Origin of the sequence: Silvania sp., assembly GCF_051656365.1 — a bacterium.
Taxonomy (GTDB): domain Bacteria; phylum Pseudomonadota; class Gammaproteobacteria; order Enterobacterales; family Enterobacteriaceae; genus Enterobacter; species Enterobacter hatchlandensis.
This window is the reverse complement of sequence record NZ_JBOGBT010000024.1, coordinates 15,346-28,857: the sequence shown is the minus strand read 5'-3', so window position 1 is coordinate 28,857 and position 13,512 is coordinate 15,346. Positions and strand designations below refer to the sequence as shown.

Genomic DNA, 13,512 nt, shown 5'->3' with positions numbered 1-13,512 from the left:
AGGGTCTTAACAATGTGTTTATCTTTACATTGCAGTCATCGACACTTTCACATAACGTAATTCGCACTTTTATCGCTTAAGGAGCTCCGCCGTGCTTTACGTAATTTACGCTACTGACGTTGCTGATTCCCTGGAAAAACGTCTTTCTGTGCGCCCTGCCCATCTGGCGCGTTTGCAGCTGCTGCATGATGAAGGCAGATTACTGACCGCAGGTCCAATGCCTGCTGTAGATAGCAACGATCCCGGTGCGGCTGGTTTTACAGGGTCCACGGTGATTGCGGAGTTCGAATCGCTGGAAACAGCACAAGCCTGGGCGCAGGATGACCCGTACGTGGCAGCTGGCGTGTATGAGAACGTCATGGTAAAGCCATATAAGAAAGTTTTCTAGGATAAAAAAGGGCTCCTTATCAGGAGCCTTTCTTAATATTGCCGTTTATTGCAGCGACGCCAGCCTTGCCGCAAAGCCCACAAACAGCAGCCCTATCAGTCCATTCCCCAGCTTCGCCAGTTTCTTTTTGGTTTTCAGGTAGCGGGTGACAAACGCGCCGGAGAAAATCAGGAAGCTCATGTAGATAAAGCTAATGATTTCCAGGGTGACCGCGAGGATCATAAACGCCACGCCGGTATTCTGGGCATTAACGTCAATAAACTGCACAAAGAACGACACATAAAACAGGATCGCTTTCGGGTTGGTCATGCTCAGCACTAACGAGCGTTTCATGATCGTTTTTGCCGGCTCCATGCCACCACTTTCGCCCTGCTGGCTATGTCTCGCCACCGACCAGAGCATCTTGCCACCCAGCCATAACAGATAGAACGCGCCGAGATAGCGGACAATATTAAACAGCACCGGCGTGGTCTGAATCAGCGCCGCGACCCCTGCCCACGCCAGGAACATCAGTACCGCATCGCCGATAAACACACCACTCGCGGCCAGATAGCCCTTTTTAACCCCGTGCCCAATGCCGGTTTTTAACACGAATAAGGTATTGGGGCCCGGTACCAGCACAATAAAAATCGCGCCGACCACATAGGTCCAAAAATTGAGTACACCCAAATCCGCAAACATTTCATCCTCCTTTTCGAAATACGGGCGACAAAAAAACAACGGGCACCTCTGAGGGTGCCCTTAAGCCATTCAAAGATCGTGAACGGCGAACAGCAACGCATTGCGATGACGGTTCAAACTGCATTTTCTGATAGCGTGGATACGCATATTACGGCGGGATTGAGCCTCCAGCCAACGCGCTTTACGACGACCAACCTGTCGTAACATGCGCCAGCGCCCTACTTCTGTTCTACTGCGCTTCATGTTTACAACTCTTCCCAAAACGGAGCGCTCATTATAGTCCCTTGCCTGCGGCAAACCAGCGCTTTTATCTACCGTTTTTATTTGCCAGAACAATCCTGACGCGTACACTCTTAACAATACGCTTTCAAAAGGATTTTTTACTATGACAACCTTCTACACCGTGGTGAGTTGGCTGGTCATTCTGGGATACTGGCTGCTGATCGCGGGGGTGACATTACGTATCCTGATGAAGCGTCGGGCGGTTCCCTCTGCCATGGCCTGGCTGTTAGTGATTTTTATTCTGCCGCTGGTCGGTATTATTGCGTATTTATCCTTTGGCGAGCTCCACCTCGGTAAACGACGGGCGGAACGCGCGCGCGCCATGTGGCCCTCGACGGCGAAATGGCTCAACGATCTTAAATCCTGCAAACACATTTTTGCAGAAGAAAACGGCAGCGTGGCGGCGTCATTATTTCAGCTCTGCGAACGCCGTCAGGGCATTGGTGGGGTGAAAGGCAATCAACTCCAGCTGATGACCACCTCCGATGACGTAATGCAGGCTCTGATCCGCGATATTCAACTGGCCCGCCATAACATCGAGATGGTGTTTTATATCTGGCAGCCGGGCGGGATGGCCGATCAGGTTGCCGAGTCACTGATGGCGGCAGCACGTCGGGGCATTCACTGCCGGTTGATGCTCGACTCTGCGGGCAGCGTCGCCTTCTTTCGCAGCAACTGGGCACCGATGCTGCGCAACGCCGGTGTCGAAGTGGTCGAAGCGTTAAAAGTCAATCTTCTGCGCGTGTTCCTGCGCCGGATGGACCTGCGCCAGCACCGCAAGATGGTGCTGATCGACAACTATATCGCCTATACCGGCAGTATGAACATGGTCGACCCACGCTTCTTTAAGCAGGACGCGGGCGTCGGTCAGTGGGTTGATTTAATGGCCCGCATGGAAGGCCCGGTCACCACCGCGATGGGCGTTGTCTACTCCTGCGACTGGGAGATCGAAACCGGCAAACGTATCCTGCCCCCGCCGCCGGATGCCAATATCATGCCGTTCGAGCAGGCCAGCGGGCACACCATTCACACCATTGCTTCCGGCCCCGGCTTCCCGGAAGATCTCATTCATCAGGCGCTGCTGACGGCGGCCTACTCCGCCCGCGAATACCTGATCATGACCACGCCTTATTTTGTGCCGAGCGACGATCTGCTGCACGCTATTTGCACTGCCGCACAGCGCGGTGTCGATGTTAGTATTATCCTGCCGCGCAAGAACGATTCGGTGCTGGTCGGCTGGGCCAGTCGGGCCTTCTTCAGCGAACTGCTGGCTGCCGGGGTAAAGATTTACCAGTTTGAAGGCGGCCTGCTGCACACCAAGAGCGTGCTGGTCGACGGTGAGCTGAGCCTGGTGGGAACGGTTAACCTGGATATGCGCAGCCTGTGGCTCAATTTTGAGATCACACTGGTGATTGATGATGCCGGTTTTGGCGCTGATTTAGCCGCGGTGCAGGACGATTATATTTCGCGCTCGCGCCTGCTGGACGCCCGCTTGTGGTTGAAACGTCCGCTGTGGCACCGAATTGCCGAACGACTGTTTTACTTCTTTAGTCCGTTGCTGTAAAACGTGCCCAACGTTGTTAAAAGGTAGTCATCATGGAAATGGATCTGAATAATCGCCTGACCGAAGACGAAACACTCGAGCAGGCCTACGATATTTTTCTCGAACTGGCCGTCGACAATCTCGACCCGGCAGACGTCATTCTGTTCAACCTTCAGTTTGAGGAACGCGGCGGCGCTGAGCTGTTCGATCCGTCTGAAGACTGGGCCGAACATGTCGATTATGACCTCAACCCGGACTTCTTCGCCGAGGTGGTGATTGGTCTTGCTGAGACGGACGGCGGCGAGATTAACGACATCTTTGCCCGCGTACTGCTGTGTCGCGAGAAAGACCATAAGTTGTGCCACATACTCTGGCGCGAATAAAAAAAGGCTGCGAATGCAGCCTTTTTTATGCGCGTCACTCGCTTAGAGCGGGTCAACTTTCAGGCAGGAGACCGCATGGCGGAAACTGCCTTCCAGCACCGGACGCGTTTTTGCGCATTCCGGTCCGGCAATCGGGCAGCGCGTACGGAATACGCACCCGGATGGCGGATTGATTGGCGACGGCAGCTCCCCTTCCAGCAGCTGAATGGTTTTATTCTTCTCCAGATCCGGATCGGGTACCGGCACCGCAGACATCAGCGCTTTGGTGTACGGGTGCAGCGGATTGTGATACACCTCGTCATAGGTACCCAGCTCAACGGCGTGGCCGAGATACATCACCAGCACACGATCGGAAATGTGCTTCACTACCGCCAGGTCGTGGGCGATAAAGATCAGCGACAGCCCCATCTCACGCTGCAGTTTTTGCAGCAGGTTAACCACCTGCGCCTGAATGGACACGTCCAGCGCCGATACCGGTTCGTCACAGATAATCAGCTTCGGCTCGAGGATCAGCGCGCGGGCAATTCCGATACGCTGACACTGGCCGCCGGAGAACTCGTGCGGGTAACGGTTGACGAGGTTAGGCAGTAGACCCACCTTCATCATCATCGCTTTGACGCGGTCACGCACTTCGACGCGCGACATTTTAGGATGATAAGTGCGCAGTGGTTCAGCTATGATCTCCCCAATGGTCATCCGCGGGTTCAGGGACGCCAGCGGATCCTGGAAAATCATCTGAATGTCGCTGCGCACGGCGCGCCATTCATCTGGTTTCATCCCCAGCAGGTCTTTGCCCAGCCAGGCCACTTTGCCCTCCGTCGCTTTCACCAGCCCGATAATCGCGCGCGCGAACGTGGACTTACCGCAACCCGATTCGCCCACCACGCCCAGGGTTTCCCCTTCGTACAGTCGCAGAGTTACGCCGTCTACGGCCTTCAGTGTTTTCGACGGCTGCCAGAACCACTGTTTGCCATCTTTGATGTCAAAGTGCACTTTCAGATCGGCGATTTCGAGCAGAACATTTCTTTTTTCGTCAATGGCGGTCATACCAGCTCCTCGTACGGCTTAAAGCAGGCACGCAGACGGCCTGGCGCAAACTCCTGCAGCGGCGGAGCGCTGTTGCAGATCTCCATGGCATGCGGACAGCGCGGCTGGAACGGGCAGCCTTTCGGCAGTCGCAGCAGGTTTGGCGGGTTGCCTGGAATGGTCAGCAGCGCTTCCCCTTCCGCATCAAGACGCGGTACGGCATTCAGCAGGCCGATGGAGTACGGGTGCGCCGGGTTGTAGAACACATCCCGCGCTTTACCGTATTCCATGGTACGGCCAGCGTACATCACCAGCACTTTGTCGCAGATCCCGGCAACCACCCCGAGATCGTGGGTAATCATGATGATTGCCGTATTGAACTCGCGCTTAAGCTCGTTCAGCAGAGTCATGATCTGCGCCTGAACGGTGACGTCCAGCGCGGTGGTCGGTTCATCGGCAATCAGCAGTTTCGGGCGACACATCAGGGCCATCGCGATCATCACGCGCTGGCGCATCCCGCCGGAAAACTCGTGCGGGTACATGCGCATGCGCTTACGCGCTTCTGGCATTTTGACCGCATCCAGCATTTTAACTGACTCTTCAAAGGCTTCGGCTTTGCCCATCCCTTTATGCAGCATTAACACTTCCATCAGCTGCTCACCCACACGCATGTACGGGTTCAGGGAGGTCATCGGATCCTGGAAAATCATTGAAATCTGCTCGGCGCGCAGCGTATTCAACTCGCGTTCAGGCAGGTTAAGGATCTCTTTGCCGTTAAAGCTGGCGGAACCGCCGATTACACCGTTTTTTGCCAGCAGGCCCATCAGTGCGAACGCAGTCTGGGATTTACCGGAACCGGATTCACCCACGATACCCAGGGTTTCTCCAGCCCGCAGACTAAAGTTCAGATCGTTTACCGCTGTCACATCGCCATCCGGCGTTTTGAAGGTGACGCGCAGATCTTTGACATCCAGCAGCGTATTGCCCTGCTGATGTGCCTGTGGGGCAGATGCCGTTTCAATAATTGTCATGACGGCGCTCCTTAACGGTCTTTCGGGTCGAGGGCATCACGCAGGCCATCGCCGATAAAGTTGAAACAAAACAGGGTCACTACCAGGAAACCCGCCGGGAACAGCAGCAGCCACGGTGAAACTTCCATTGAGTTTGCGCCATCGCTGAGCAGCGCACCCCAGCTACTCAGCGGCTCTTGCGTACCGAGGCCGAGGAAGCTCAGGAAGGATTCAAACAGGATCATGCTCGGCACCAGCAGGGAGGCATACACCACCACCACACCCAGCACGTTCGGCACAATATGGCGAACCACAATGTTACCTGTAGAGACTCCGCCTACCTGCGCCGCTTCGATAAACTCTTTGCGCTTCAGGCTCAGGGTCTGGCCGCGCACGATACGCGCCATGTCCAGCCAGGAGACCATCCCGATTGCCACGAAGATCAGCAGGATGTTCTGGCCAAAGAAGGTCACCAGCAGGATAACAAAGAACATAAACGGGAAGGAGTTGAGGATTTCGAGGATACGCATCATCACTGAATCCACTTTTCCGCCAAGATAGCCGGAGAGCGATCCATATAAGGTGCCCAGAATCACCGCCACAAAGGCGGCCGCAATTCCGACCATCAATGAGATACGCCCCCCAATGGCCACACGTACCAGCAGATCACGCCCTGAGGAGTCAGTGCCAAAGTAGTGACCGGATGCAGAATCCGGCGCACTAGACATCATGCCCCAGTCGGTATCAAAGTAGGTAAACTGTGAAAGCATGGGTGCCAGAGTGACAAACAGGGCGATGATCACCAGCACAATCAGACTGGCAACCGCCGCGCGGTTGTGCATAAAGCGACGACGGGCATCCTGCCAGAGACTGCGTCCTTCGACGTCCAGTTTTTCACTGAAGTTTTCCAGCGCCTCGCTATTTTTATTACTTACCATCATGGCGAGCTCCAGTGTCAGTAGCGAATTTTCGGATCGATAACGGCATACAGCACATCGACGATCGCGTTAAAGAGGATGGTCAGCGCACCAACGAGAATGGTCAGACTCAGTACCAGAGAGTAGTCACGGTTCAGCGCACCGTTAACGAACAGCTGGCCGATACCCGGCAGACCATAGATGGTTTCGATAACCATGGATCCGGTAATGATACCGACAAACGCAGGGCCTAAATACGAGAGCACAGGCAGCAGGGCGGGCTTTAACGCGTGGCGGAAGATGATTCGACGCATTGGCAACCCTTTCGCCCTTGCGGTACGAATGAAGTTAGAGTTCAGGACTTCAATCATCGAACCACGGGTGATACGTGAAATACTGGCAATATAGGCCAGCGACAGCGCCACCATCGGCAGGATCATGTACTGCAGCGCCCCGCCGTTCCAGCCCCCACCGGGCAGCCATTTGAGGGTGATAGCAAATATCATGACCAGTAAGGGTGCCACGACAAAACTCGGTATTACCACACCGGTCATTGCCACCCCCATAACGGTGTAATCCCATTTGGTATTTTGATTCAGCGCGGCAATAACGCCCGCTGTGACGCCAAGAATAAGGGCCAGTAAAAAGGCCGCAGCGCCTAATTTAGCCGAAACGGGGAAGCTGGATGCCACCAAATCGTTTACGGAATAGTCTTTATATTTAAATGATGGTCCAAAATCACCATGAGCCAGCTGCTTAAGATAATGAAAATACTGGGTGGAGATAGGATCGTTTAAATGATATTTCGCTTCGATATTCGCCATGACTTCAGGCGGCAGCGTTCGTTCACCGGTGAATGGACTTCCCGGCGCGAGACGCATCATAAAGAAAGAGATCGTTATGAGAATAAATAGCGTTGGAATCGCTTCAAGACAGCGACGTAGGATAAATTTCAACATTGCCCGTACCTTCTGGCGTGTGCCTATATAGTATTACGTTGAGTAGACACCGTGGGGCAAGCTTTGCCTGCCCCACTCATTGCCATTAATGCTTGATAATATACAAGTTTTTAACGTAGATGTTATCCATCGGGTCTTTACCGGTGTAGCCACCTACCCACGGTTTAACCAGACGGGCGTTCACGTAGTAGTAAACCGGCACGATGGCAGAGTCTTTGTCGAGCTGCTGTTCTGCTTTCGCATACAGGTCGGCACGCTGCGCTTCGTCCGCGGCTTTCAGGGTATCGCCGATCAGCTTATCGAACGCCGGGCTTTTATAATGCGCGGTGTTGTTAGAGCTGTCGCTCAGCATGGTGTTCAGGAAGGAGGTTGGTTCGTTATAGTCCGCACACCAGCCAGCACGCGCCACGTCAAAGGTGCCCTGATGACGGCTGTCCAGGAAGGTTTTCCACTCCTGGTTTTCCAGCTTCACGTTGGCACCCAGGTTTTTCTTCCAGATAGAAGAGACCGCGATAGCCAGTTTTTTATGCAGATCGGAGGTGTTGTACAGCAGGTTAAAGGTCAACGGCTTCTCAGCGGTATAACCGGCTTCGGCCAGCAGTTTCTTCGCTTCTTCGTTACGTTTTTCCTGCGACCAGCCGAACCACTCTGGCTGGGTCAGTTTTGCACCATCGGTGTATGGCGGGGTGTAGCTGTATGCTGGCAGATCGCCCTGGTTTTTCACTTTGTTGACGATGATATCGCGGTCCAGCGCCAGCTTCAGGGCGGTACGCACGCGAACATCATTAAATGGCGCTTTCTGGTTGTTGATTTCGTAGTAGTAAGTACACAGGTACGGGTCAACATGCACTTCCGTCGGGATCTCTTTTTTCAGCTTCTGGAACAGTTCGATCGGCATGTTGTTATAGGTCATGTCGATCTCACCGCTACGATAGCGGTTAACGTCAGTCACTTCAGAAGAAATTGGCAGGTAGGTTACCTGGTTGATAACGGTTTTCGCGTTATCCCAGTAGTTGGTATTACGCTCCAGGTCGATACGTTCGTTAACAACCCAGGATTTGAGCTTGTACGCGCCGTTGGTAACGATGTTGGCAGGCTGAGTCCACTTCTCGCCAAATTTCTCAATCACCGCTTTTGGAACCGGGGAGACGGACGGGTGAACCAGCAGTTTGTAGAAATACGGAACAGGTTCGCTCAGGGTAACTTCGAATGTATTGTCATCAATCGCTTTTACGCCGAGATCAGTAATCGGCTTTTTGCCCGTGATGATGTCATCGATATTGGCAATATGACCGTACTGCAGATAGCTCGCATAGGGAGAGGCCGTATTTGGATCGGCCAGGCGCTGCCAGCTATATACGAAATCGTGTGCGGTAACCGGGGAGCCGTCAGACCATTTTGCGTCTTTGCGCAGGTGGAAAGTCCAGACTTTGCCGTCTTTGTTTTCCCATTTTTCGGCAACGCCAGCAACCGGGTGGCCGTCGACGTCAGATACCAGCAGACCTTCGAACAGATCGCGGTTGATGTTGGATTCCGGTACGCCTTCAATTTTGTGCGGATCGAGGGACTGCACTTCCGCACCGTTGTTACGTACCAGCGTTTGCTTCTCAGCCAGCTGAACGCCAGCAGGAACGTCTGCAGCCATTGCAACGTTACCTGCGATGAGCGCAGTTAAGATTCCCGCTGCTACCAAACTTTTTTTTGTGATGATGGACATTGTGTTGATACTCCACTCTTTATAATTACTGGTTATTTACCAGTCTGTTTAATTCCCCTTTGGGGTTTCCTGACAACGTAGGAGTTTATGCAGCCGTCAGGCGTTTTTTTTACTTCTTGCTATCACCGACTTTATTTTTACCAACGGCTCGTCTGGCCGTCTTACGTCGATTCGTGACGCGCCTCCCCTGTCGAGGCGCGTATGTTCTATTAAGACCAGAACCTCAAATGCAAAAAGTTCTCATCTTCATAATTTCTGCAGAAATTATACGGCCGGAAAGTATCAAATGACTTTCCCCGGTGCCAATACATTTTGCAAATTTGTTAACTAATTCTCTTTTACGGAAGAGAACGTGACGCTGTGGGCTACCCTGCCGCGCATTAAATACGGACAAAATCGCCAGTATTCAATGAGATGGTGAAATTTTTTGCGCCGAAGACTGTGCGGTTCTGCTGGTGACAGGCTGTGTGTACAAAAAATTAACAACTGTCTATTATTTAGCACATTCGTCTATATGATTCATCAATTAACTAATATCATTTCATTAATCTCTCAGCAAGCCCCAGAGTATCGTGTGATTAAAATAACAGTCTCGCTGCACGGAATGTGTACAGCGCGTTACGTCAGTACAAGGCAAGCTATTGAAAGTTAAGAAAACAAAATTATTAGTAAAATTTATTATGGTTGAAGCGATTTTCAACTTTCATTATATGATTTGCTGATAATGACAAAAGAAACGGAGCCAGAGGCTCCGTTTTTTCATATGAAAGGATTAGGCTAATAAACCCGGAAATATTGATTTGAGCCCGGTCACAATAAATTCAATGCCCAGCGCCATCAGCAGTAGACCCATGATACGGGTAATAACGTTAATGCCGGTCTGCCCCAGCAGGCGGACAAGCCAGGGGGCAATACGGAATACGCCCCAACAGCAGAATGCAAACAGCGCAATCGCCACCGAGAAGCCGATCAGGTGCATTATACTGTGGTAACGCGTTCCCCAGACGATGGTGGAACTGATTGCCCCTGGCCCGGCCATCAGCGGTAACGCCAACGGCACTACGCCGATGCTTTCACGAACGGCGGTTTCTGATTTTTCTTGTTTGTTCTGTTTATCTTCACCCAGCTTGCCGCTGATCATCGACATTGCGATGGTCACCACCAGGATCCCACCTGCAATTCTGAACGAATCAATCGAGATGCCAAAAATCTGCAATATGGAATCGCCAAGATAGAGCGACGTCAGGAGGATGATCGCTACCGACAGGTTTGCCGTCAGGTTAGTTTTATTTCTGGCGAGGGCCGTCTGATAGCTGGTCATACTGATGAAGACGGGGATAATGCCCACTGGGTTGACCAGGGCAAACAGACCAATAAAAAACTTGAAATAGGTTGGAAAATCAAAGAGCGAAGAACTCACTGTTAGCTCCGGCGATAAGCGAGACTGAATGTAAAAAGAAGCACCCCAATAACCGCGCAGAAGATACGCTTTTTGACGGCATACTTCACCACAATATTGCTAAATCATAGGCCTCATTGCTGTAAAATATTTGTGTACATAATGGTTTGTTGTGGTTCAATTGATTTTGCAATTATTTAACATTTGATATGACAAGCCAAAATACCCCTGCTGAAAGGTATCAGCTTATGGATAAATTGATGCAGATCATGTTTTCCATACTCAGAAGTGAGTAATCTTGATTACGCCACCACGGAGATTCAGTTTCTGAAGGCAGGATTCTGATGGGAGGCTCTTTTAGTAAATCAGGGGGACGATTTTACGTTAACGCCTTGTTTTGATGTAAGTTACGCAAGTGGCAATAGCGCTGTCTATACTGTTTCCGTATCGTGCAGCTGATTTACTAAAAGAGTTTAACATTATCCAGGAGAGCATTATGGCTGTTACTAATGTCGCTGAACTTAACGCACTTGTAGAGCGCGTAAAAAAAGCCCAGCGTGAATATGCCAATTTCACCCAAGAACAGGTTGATAAAATCTTCCGCGCCGCCGCTCTGGCCGCTGCAGATGCTCGTATCCCTCTCGCTAAAATGGCCGTTGCCGAATCCGGTATGGGTATCGTAGAAGATAAAGTGATCAAAAACCACTTTGCTTCTGAGTATATCTACAACGCCTATAAAGATGAGAAGACATGTGGTGTCCTGTCTGAAGATGACACTTTTGGTACTATCACTATTGCAGAGCCTATCGGCATCATCTGCGGTATCGTACCGACCACCAACCCAACGTCTACTGCGATCTTCAAATCACTGATTAGCCTGAAGACCCGCAACGCAATCATTTTCTCTCCACATCCACGTGCTAAAGATGCGACCAACAAAGCAGCAGATATCGTTCTGCAGGCAGCTATCGCCGCTGGCGCGCCGAAAGATCTGATCGGCTGGATCGATCAACCTTCCGTGGAACTGTCTAACGCACTGATGCACCACCCTGACATTAACCTGATCCTCGCGACCGGCGGTCCAGGCATGGTTAAAGCAGCGTATAGCTCCGGTAAACCGGCTATCGGTGTGGGTGCAGGTAACACCCCGGTTGTTATCGACGAAACCGCCGATATCAAACGCGCCGTTGCCTCTGTTCTGATGTCTAAAACCTTCGACAACGGCGTCATTTGTGCTTCCGAGCAGTCCGTTGTTGTTGTTGATTCTGTCTACGACGCGGTTCGCGAACGTTTCGCCAGCCACGGCGGCTACATGCTGCAAGGTAAAGAGCTGAAAGCGGTTCAGGACATCATCCTGAAAAATGGCGCACTGAATGCCGCCATCGTCGGTCAGCCAGCATACAAAATCGCCGAACTGGCAGGCTTTACCGTTCCAGCGACCACTAAGATCCTGATTGGTGAAGTGAAAGTCGTTGACGAAAGCGAGCCGTTTGCTCACGAAAAACTGTCTCCTACGCTTGCGATGTACCGTGCGAAAGATTTTGACGACGCGGTTATCAAAGCAGAGAAACTGGTTGCCATGGGCGGTATCGGTCATACCTCTTGCCTGTACACCGACCAGGACAACCAGCCGGAACGTGTGGCCCACTTCGGTCAGATGATGAAAACGGCCCGTATCCTGATCAACACCCCGGCGTCCCAGGGTGGTATCGGTGACCTGTATAACTTTAAACTCGCGCCTTCCCTGACTCTGGGTTGTGGTTCATGGGGTGGTAACTCCATCTCTGAGAACGTTGGTCCTAAGCACCTGATCAACAAGAAAACCGTTGCTAAGCGAGCTGAAAACATGTTGTGGCACAAACTTCCGAAATCTATCTACTTCCGCCGTGGCTCCCTGCCAATCGCGCTGGATGAAGTGATTACCGATGGCCACAAACGTGCGCTGATCGTGACCGACCGTTTCCTGTTCAACAACGGCTACGCAGACCAGATCACCTCTGTTCTGAAAGCAGGTGGCGTGGAAACCGAAGTGTTCTTCGAAGTTGAAGCTGACCCGACTCTGACCATTGTTCGCAAAGGTGCAGAACTGGCCAAATCCTTCAAACCAGACGTAATCATCGCGCTGGGCGGCGGCTCCCCAATGGATGCAGCCAAAATCATGTGGGTTATGTACGAGCACCCTGAAACGCACTTCGAAGAGCTGGCGCTGCGCTTTATGGACATCCGTAAGCGTATCTATAAATTCCCGAAAATGGGCGTGAAAGCGAAAATGATCGCCGTCACCACCACTTCCGGTACCGGTTCTGAAGTGACTCCGTTTGCCGTTGTGACCGACGATGCAACAGGCCAGAAATATCCACTGGCTGACTACGCACTGACTCCAGACGTCGCTATCGTTGACGCCAACCTCGTCATGGAGATGCCGAAGTCTCTGTGTGCGTTCGGTGGTCTGGATGCAGTAACGCACGCCCTGGAAGCTTACGTTTCTGTACTGGCATCTGAATTCTCTGACGGTCAGGCTCTGCAGGCACTGAAACTGCTGAAGGAAAACCTGCCAGCGTCTTACAACGAAGGCTCTAAAAACCCGGTTGCCCGTGAGCGCGTACACAGTGCCGCCACCATCGCAGGTATCGCGTTTGCTAACGCCTTCCTCGGTGTGTGTCACTCAATGGCGCACAAACTGGGCTCTCAGTTCCATATTCCTCACGGTCTGGCGAACGCCCTGTTGATCAGCAACGTTATCCGTTATAACGCCAACGACAACCCGACCAAGCAGACCGCATTCAGCCAGTACGACCGCCCGCAGGCACGTCGTCGTTATGCAGAAATCGCTGACCACCTGGGCCTGAGCGCTCCTGGTGACCGCACTGCTGCGAAGATTGAAAAACTGCTGGCATGGCTGGACAGCATTAAAGCTGAACTGGGTATTCCAAAATCTATCCGCGAAGCCGGTGTTCAGGAAGCTGACTTCCTGGCGCACGTTGACAAGCTGTCTGAAGATGCTTTCGATGACCAGTGTACTGGTGCGAACCCGCGCTACCCACTGATTGCCGAACTGAAACAGATCCTGCTGGATACTTACTACGGCCGTGAATTCAGCGAAGGCGTCACCACGCCTGCCGCTGTAGATACCCTCGTTAAGGCTGATAAGAAAGCGAAGAAAAGCGCTTAATTAACAGCAAATATAAAACCCACTCCGGCGCTGAG

At 52.2% G+C, this 13,512-nt stretch carries 12 protein-coding genes; 4 read left to right on the top strand and 8 right to left on the bottom strand.

The features are described 5' to 3' along the window. The first annotated feature begins 91 nt into the window (after positions 1-91). Positions 92-388, top strand: coding sequence for a YciI family protein (locus ACRDD5_RS04475; protein WP_271284158.1), 297 nt, complete (start codon positions 92-94; stop codon positions 386-388). A 45-nt stretch (positions 389-433) separates the two neighbouring features. On the opposite strand, the gene leuE is transcribed toward ACRDD5_RS04475, so the two are convergent. Together leuE and ACRDD5_RS04465 are read right to left on the bottom strand one after the other, a co-directional pair. Next, complete coding sequence (gene leuE, locus ACRDD5_RS04470; RefSeq protein WP_271284157.1) at positions 434-1,069, bottom strand: leucine efflux protein LeuE; 636 nt, start codon at positions 1,067-1,069, stop codon at positions 434-436. A gap of 69 nt (positions 1,070-1,138) precedes the next feature. Continuing rightward, the gene (locus ACRDD5_RS04465; RefSeq protein ID WP_271284156.1) at positions 1,139-1,312 is read right to left on the bottom strand and encodes a YciY family protein; all 174 of its coding nucleotides are present in this window, start codon (positions 1,310-1,312) and stop codon (positions 1,139-1,141) included. A gap of 142 nt (positions 1,313-1,454) precedes the next feature. Here ACRDD5_RS04465 and cls point away from each other — a divergent pair, with 142 nt between their 5' ends. Next, positions 1,455-2,915: a cardiolipin synthase gene (gene cls, locus ACRDD5_RS04460; protein WP_438676048.1), complete on the top strand. Its 1,461-nt coding sequence runs from the start codon at positions 1,455-1,457 to the stop codon at positions 2,913-2,915. 32 nt (positions 2,916-2,947) lie between these two features. Beyond that, positions 2,948-3,277, top strand: a complete 330-nt coding sequence (locus ACRDD5_RS04455; RefSeq protein WP_103179912.1) for an HI1450 family dsDNA-mimic protein — start codon at positions 2,948-2,950, stop codon at positions 3,275-3,277. A 42-nt stretch (positions 3,278-3,319) separates the two neighbouring features. Here ACRDD5_RS04455 and oppF read toward each other — a convergent pair whose 3' ends face one another. The 6 genes from oppF to ACRDD5_RS04425 form a co-directional block, all read right to left on the bottom strand. Next, positions 3,320-4,324 carry a murein tripeptide/oligopeptide ABC transporter ATP-binding protein OppF gene (gene oppF, locus ACRDD5_RS04450; protein WP_271284154.1) on the bottom strand — a complete coding sequence of 335 codons (1,005 nt, stop codon included), beginning with the start codon at positions 4,322-4,324 and terminating at the stop codon, positions 3,320-3,322. After that, positions 4,321-5,334: an ABC transporter ATP-binding protein gene (locus ACRDD5_RS04445; RefSeq protein WP_271284153.1), complete on the bottom strand. Its 1,014-nt coding sequence runs from the start codon at positions 5,332-5,334 to the stop codon at positions 4,321-4,323. The genes oppF and ACRDD5_RS04445 overlap by 4 nt, the downstream gene beginning before the upstream one ends. Before the next feature lie 11 nt (positions 5,335-5,345). Continuing rightward, positions 5,346-6,254 (bottom strand): oligopeptide ABC transporter permease OppC, encoded by a 909-nt coding sequence (gene oppC / locus ACRDD5_RS04440; RefSeq protein WP_271284152.1) that lies wholly within the window; start codon positions 6,252-6,254, stop codon positions 5,346-5,348. Positions 6,255-6,268: 14 nt separating this feature from the next. Further along, a complete protein-coding gene (gene oppB, locus ACRDD5_RS04435) occupies positions 6,269-7,189 on the bottom strand; it encodes an oligopeptide ABC transporter permease OppB (RefSeq protein ID WP_271284151.1) in 921 nt (306 codons plus the stop codon). A gap of 85 nt (positions 7,190-7,274) precedes the next feature. Continuing rightward, positions 7,275-8,906, bottom strand: a complete 1,632-nt coding sequence (gene oppA, locus ACRDD5_RS04430) for an oligopeptide ABC transporter substrate-binding protein OppA (RefSeq protein ID WP_271284150.1) — start codon at positions 8,904-8,906, stop codon at positions 7,275-7,277. Positions 8,907-9,678: 772 nt separating this feature from the next. Beyond that, complete coding sequence (locus ACRDD5_RS04425) at positions 9,679-10,326, bottom strand: YchE family NAAT transporter (RefSeq protein ID WP_271284149.1); 648 nt, start codon at positions 10,324-10,326, stop codon at positions 9,679-9,681. A gap of 475 nt (positions 10,327-10,801) precedes the next feature. On the opposite strand from ACRDD5_RS04425, the gene adhE reads away from it, so the two are divergent. Further along, positions 10,802-13,477, top strand: a complete 2,676-nt coding sequence (gene adhE / locus ACRDD5_RS04420) for a bifunctional acetaldehyde-CoA/alcohol dehydrogenase (RefSeq protein WP_271284148.1) — start codon at positions 10,802-10,804, stop codon at positions 13,475-13,477. Positions 13,478-13,512: the final 35 nt, after the last annotated feature.

Coding starts and splice junctions, on each gene's coding strand:
- leuE (WP_271284157.1), bottom strand. CDS start 1,069: ATGTTTGCGGATTTGGGTGTACTCAATTTTTGGACCTATGTGGTCGGC.
- ACRDD5_RS04465 (WP_271284156.1), bottom strand. CDS start 1,312: ATGAAGCGCAGTAGAACAGAAGTAGGGCGCTGGCGCATGTTACGACAG.
- cls (WP_438676048.1), top strand. CDS start 1,455: ATGACAACCTTCTACACCGTGGTGAGTTGGCTGGTCATTCTGGGATAC.
- ACRDD5_RS04455 (WP_103179912.1), top strand. CDS start 2,948: ATGGAAATGGATCTGAATAATCGCCTGACCGAAGACGAAACACTCGAG.
- oppF (WP_271284154.1), bottom strand. CDS start 4,324: ATGACCGCCATTGACGAAAAAAGAAATGTTCTGCTCGAAATCGCCGAT.
- ACRDD5_RS04445 (WP_271284153.1), bottom strand. CDS start 5,334: ATGACAATTATTGAAACGGCATCTGCCCCACAGGCACATCAGCAGGGC.
- oppC (WP_271284152.1), bottom strand. CDS start 6,254: ATGATGGTAAGTAATAAAAATAGCGAGGCGCTGGAAAACTTCAGTGAA.
- oppB (WP_271284151.1), bottom strand. CDS start 7,189: ATGTTGAAATTTATCCTACGTCGCTGTCTTGAAGCGATTCCAACGCTA.
- oppA (WP_271284150.1), bottom strand. CDS start 8,906: ATGTCCATCATCACAAAAAAAAGTTTGGTAGCAGCGGGAATCTTAACT.
- adhE (WP_271284148.1), top strand. CDS start 10,802: ATGGCTGTTACTAATGTCGCTGAACTTAACGCACTTGTAGAGCGCGTA.